At 39.8% G+C, this 5,233-nt stretch carries 3 protein-coding genes and 1 pseudogene; 1 reads left to right on the top strand and 3 read right to left on the bottom strand.

Features of this window, described 5'->3' with window-relative positions; genetic code table 11:
- Positions 1-518: 518 nt before the first annotated feature.
- The 3 genes from rfaH to dnaK form a co-directional block, all read right to left on the bottom strand.
- Positions 519-1,007, bottom strand: coding sequence for a transcription/translation regulatory transformer protein RfaH (gene rfaH / locus H4J46_RS01270; RefSeq protein WP_182231782.1), 489 nt, complete (start codon positions 1,005-1,007; stop codon positions 519-521).
- A 308-nt stretch (positions 1,008-1,315) separates the two neighbouring features.
- Positions 1,316-2,461: a molecular chaperone DnaJ gene (gene dnaJ / locus H4J46_RS01265; RefSeq protein WP_182231781.1), complete on the bottom strand. Its 1,146-nt coding sequence runs from the start codon at positions 2,459-2,461 to the stop codon at positions 1,316-1,318.
- 306 nt (positions 2,462-2,767) lie between these two features.
- Positions 2,768-4,690, bottom strand: coding sequence for a molecular chaperone DnaK (dnaK, locus tag H4J46_RS01260; protein ID WP_182231780.1), 1,923 nt, complete (start codon positions 4,688-4,690; stop codon positions 2,768-2,770).
- A gap of 412 nt (positions 4,691-5,102) precedes the next feature.
- Between dnaK and H4J46_RS17605 the strand changes: the two are divergent.
- A pseudogene (locus tag H4J46_RS17605) lies at positions 5,103-5,233 on the top strand (hypothetical protein); the annotation flags it as partial.

The raw sequence follows: 5,233 nt of genomic DNA, 5'->3' as shown, positions 1-5,233 counted from the left end.
TTATTTATTTTCGCGCAATTTAAACATGATTAAAGCGAAAAGGAAAGATTCGTTGTAGCTACTATAGCCATTAAAATAATTAATCGCTTATTATAAGCTGGCCTAACTATCGAATAAATATGCAACAACTATTCAATAACTAGGTTACTTTTACTCCCAATAGCCTGCTATTTATTGCTCAATCAAGCGATTTTCTGTTGAATAATTAGTTTACTTATTACTGCTTACTACTTACTAAGTTACTAAGTTACTAAGTTAATAAGTTAATAAGTTTACATGGTATTAGGAGCATTGTTAGTTGCGATTTTATCTTGCTAATGCCTATGTTTTACTAATGTTTTTCCTAGAAGCTTTGTCTTGCAGACACGCTTCCGCCCCTAGGTTGCAGTTCCTACGTACTGATAATGTGCTTTAATTTTAAAATTTTAGCGGCTAGGTTTTAGGCCGCTAAAATTTGATCTCTGAGATTTAACAACTAACATCGAACAACTAGCTTCTAACTTCGAACAACTTGGTTTTTAACCGTTAACTGCTATGTCTTTATTATCTACGCTGATGGTTACTTGCCTATTAAGCAGGTTGATTAACAATATGCTGCGCATGTCACCGTCGGGCTGTTGGTATATAGCGTCTATGTTATTGAACGAGGCATTAGTTAACCCTACTAGCTCACCGGCTTTGGGTAATCTAGATTCGCGGATCTCGGCACGTTCTTGTTTAAGCTGATGTATTAATTCATTGGGTACCGGTTGGTATTTAGCGCCACACCTTACAAAATCAGCCACGCCACGGGTATTTTTTACCGCCGCAAATGGACCGTTTTCTGCGTCTACACAAACGAATAAGTAATTAGGAAATAAGGCAGATTGCTTAAGGGTACGACGACCTTTTAGCAGTTTTTCGGTGCTGAGCTTGGGATAAAAGGAACTAATCCCTTGATTATTTAGGTTAGTGTGTACACGCTCTTCTTGTCGGGGTTTACACATGAGTAAATACCAGCTTTCCATCCTTGACTACATCCTTATTTCAGCTTTGTTAATACAATAACAACAAGCTGTCACAACATTATTACAACGTTATTACAACGTTATTACAACGATCTCTTTTACAGCGGCAGTATTATAACTGATGAGCTGATAAGGTAAAGTGTTAATAGAAAATCATTAGCATTTAGAGAGCGAATATTGGTGTGAAACAGCCAATATGAAAGCGCTTGAATTTAGCCTACATTCTGAACATACAAATCCCGCAACATAGTGCGGGATTTTAGTGTTGAGCTATATTCGAACTGTATTCAAGCTATATTAGAGCTAGCTTAACTTTTAAGATCATCGAAGAAGTTTTTCACACCGTCAAAAAAGCCGGTTTCTTTTGGGCTATGCTTGCTGGTGCTTTTACCCATTTTTTCTTCTAACTGGCGTAGTAAGTCGGCTTGATCGCCCGATAAACTTACCGGCGTTTCAATCACTACCTTACACATTAAGTCGCCAATTGAGTGGCTGCGTACTGACTTGACACCTTTGCCACGCAAACGGAACATTTTGCCTGTTTGAGTTTCTTTCGGTATTTTAAGCTTAACTTTACCTTCAAGCGTCGGTACTTCAATGTCGCCACCTAAGGCAGCGGTTGTAAAGCTGATCGGTACTTCACAAAATAGGTGATTTTCATCACGCACAAATATTTTGTGGTCTCGAACATTCGCTTGCACATATAAGTCACCTGCGGGTGCGCCATGTTCACCGGCTTCACCTTCACCTGACAAACGTATTCTATCGCCGGTATCAACACCCGGTGGAATTTTAACTGATAAGGTTTTTTCTTTTTCAACACGGCCTTGACCACGACATGAAGTACAAGGGTCGGTAATAACTTTACCTTTGCCAGAACAGGTTGGACAGCTTTGTTGCACTGCAAACAAGCCCTGACGCATTTGTACTTGGCCATGACCATGACAGGTTGAACACGTTTTCGCACTCGTGCCTTTTTTAGCGCCACTACCGTCACAAGGGTCACAACTCACAAAAGTAGGAATTTTAATTTCTAAGGTCTTACCTTTAACCGCTTCTTCAAGACTTAGGTCAAGGTTGTAGCGTAAATCTGAGCCACGACGCTGGCGAGATTGACCACCACGACCGCGACCACCGCCACCAAAAATGTCACCAAAAATATCACCAAAGGCATCACCGAAATCTTGTCCCCCGCCAAAACCGCCACCGCCGCCGCCATGTCCGCCTTGTTCAAACGCCGCGTGGCCGTATTGATCATAGGCCGCACGCTTTTGATCATCGTTTAATATTTCATAAGCTTCTTTAACTTCTTTAAACTGTTCTTCTTTTGATTTATCACCTTGTGTTCTATCTGGGTGATATTTCATTGCTAAACGTTTGTAAGCTTTTTTGATATCGCGCTCAGCTGCATCTTTAGACACTTCAAGCACTTCATAATAATCGCGTTTTGACATAGGTTTGATTTCTTTACTTCTATTTATGGATACTAATTTGTTTAACTTCTTTCTTAGACGCTGTAGCGTTCACTTTAACACCTTAAAAATCTAAGCAAATTAACATCAGGTAATAATTAATTTTTCGTTGTTATTTTACATAATAAAGCGCCGATAGCTATCAGCGCTTTAATTTATGTTAACTAAACCACAAAATTTAATTGTTTTTTGTTGTCACTGTATCCTTCTAGAGCAAGGAGAACACACCAAGCATACAATGTATGTTCGCGCGGCTATTGAGCGATACAGGGACAAGCTAACAATTAACTACTTGTCGTCTTTAACTTCTTCAAACTCAGCGTCAACTACATCGTCGCCAGCTGATGCGTCAGCTTCAGGAGCTTCACCTTCAGGTGCGCCACTTTGTGCTTGAGCTTTTGCTTGAGCAATTTCCATTAACTTAGCTGAAGCTTCAACAACGACTTGAGTTTTGGCATCGATTTCTTCTTTACTATCGCCTTTAATGGCAACGTTAAGTTCGTCTAATGCTGTTTCAATTTTCTCTTTGTCTTCGCTTGGTAAATCGTCGCCTGCTTCTTCAATTTGCTTACGCGTTGCGTGAACCATGCCATCAGCTTGGTTACGAGCTTGTACAAGCTCTTCAAATTTCGCATCTTCGTCAGCATTTGCTTCTGCGTCACGTACCATTTGTTCTACTTCTTCATCTGATAAACCAGAAGAGGCTTTAATGGTAATTTTTTGCTCTTTACCGGTATTCTTATCTTTCGCTGTAACGTGCAAAATACCATCAGCATCTAAATCGAAAGTGACTTCAATTTGTGGTGTACCACGTGGTGCAGCATCAATACCTTCAAGGTTAAATTGACCAAGAGATTTGTTTGCTGAAGCTTGCTTACGCTCGCCTTGCACAACATGTACGGTTACTGCCGCTTGGTTGTCGTCTGCGGTAGAGAATGTTTGAGATTGCTTAGTTGGGATAGTGGTGTTTTTCTCGATAACTTTCGTCATCACGCCGCCCATAGTCTCAATACCTAGTGATAATGGCGTAACGTCTAATAATAGTACGTCAGTTACATCACCCGAAAGTACACCCGCTTGAATCGCAGCGCCTGCAGCTACAGCTTCATCAGGGTTAACATCTTTACGAGGTTCTTTACCAAAGAATTCAGTTACAACTTTTTGTACCATAGGCATACGTGTTTGACCACCTACCATGATAACGTCGTTAATGTCGCTAATTGAAAGGTCAGCATCTTTAAGTGCTTGCTTAAGCGGACCTAAAGTGGCTTTAACCATGTCTTCAACTAAAGACTCTAATTTAGCACGAGTCACTTTGATGTTCATGTGCTTAGGGCCTGAACCATCAGCAGTGATGTACGGTAAGTTAACATCGGTTTGTTGTGCTGAAGAAAGCTCACATTTTGCTTTTTCTGCCGCTTCTTTCAAACGCTGCATAGCAAGAGGATCAGTGGTTAAATCCATGCCTTGATCTTTCTTGAATTCAGCTACTAGGTAGTTGATTAAACGGTTATCAAAATCTTCACCACCTAAGTGAGTGTCGCCGTTAGTCGCTAGTACTTCAAACGTGTGCTCGCCTTCAACTTCATCAATTTCGATGATAGAGATATCAAATGTACCACCACCTAAATCGTATACTGCAACAACTTTGTCGCCTTCTTGCTTGTCCATGCCGTAAGCAAGGGCAGCAGCAGTTGGCTCGTTGATGATACGTTTAACTTCAAGACCGGCAATACGACCCGCATCTTTAGTTGCTTGACGTTGTGCGTCGTTAAAGTAAGCAGGAACCGTAATAACGGCTTCAGTAACTTTTTCGCCTAAATAGTCTTCAGCTGTTTTTTTCATTTTTGCTAAAACTTCAGCAGAGACTTGTGGTGGAGCGATGTTTTTATCACGCGCCGTTACCCAAGCATCACCGTTGTCGGCTTTAACAATACCAAATGGCATGATTTTTAAATCGCGTTGGACTTCTTCATCTTCAAAACGACGACCAATTAAACGCTTAATGGCGAACAATGTGTTTTTAGGGTTTGTTACTGACTGACGTTTAGCAGGTTGACCCACTAACGTTTCGCCTTCTTCTGTGTAAGCTATGATTGAAGGTGTTGTACGATCGCCTTCTGCATTTTCAATTACACGTGCTTTACCGCCATCTAGAACAGCAACACAAGAGTTTGTTGTCCCTAGGTCAATACCAATAATTTTGCCCATCTTGAGGATCTCCGAATACTTATTACGTTAAAAATAAAGATTAAATCTTTCGATGAACAGTAAGTGGGGACAAGAAAAAGTTTTTTCAACTATTTTTGTTGAAATAAGTAAAAAATATCCGTTTTTATTTGCTCTACTCTTTATTAACAATAATTAAGCATTTGCGGTCTATACCATTGCATGTAAAGAGCTACACAATGATTATGCAAAAATATAGTTTAAAAAATCTATAGTTTAGAGAACATGACAAGAAAATAGAAAATAGAAAATAGAAAATAGAAAATAGAAAATAGAAATTAAGTAAATACGGGTCAATTAATAGTATTAACCATAATTTTGCTTTGTTGATGGGTATTTATTTGACGACGGTTAAATTGCATTTAACTTGATGGACTGAAGTCCACCCTACAAAGGTGTGGTTGTTGAGTCTAAACTTGATAAAGGCCGTGGTCCAGTGGCTACAGTACTTGTTCAAGAAGGTACATTGAACCAAGGTGATATCGTACTTTGTGGTTTAGAATACGGTCGTGTTCGTGCTATGCG

It is taken from the genome of Colwellia sp. MB02u-6 (genome assembly GCF_014077095.1).
Classification (GTDB): domain Bacteria; phylum Pseudomonadota; class Gammaproteobacteria; order Enterobacterales; family Alteromonadaceae; genus Cognaticolwellia.
The sequence above is the reverse complement of the archived record's forward strand: the minus strand, read 5'-3'. Positions and strand labels throughout refer to the sequence as shown.

Excerpts from the sequence above, each read along its gene's own strand:
- dnaJ (WP_182231781.1), bottom strand. The coding sequence starts at position 2,461 with ATGTCAAAACGCGATTATTATGAAGTGCTTGAAGTGTCTAAAGATGCA.
- rfaH (WP_182231782.1), bottom strand. The coding sequence starts at position 1,007 with ATGGAAAGCTGGTATTTACTCATGTGTAAACCCCGACAAGAAGAGCGT.
- dnaK (WP_182231780.1), bottom strand. The coding sequence starts at position 4,690 with ATGGGCAAAATTATTGGTATTGACCTAGGGACAACAAACTCTTGTGTT.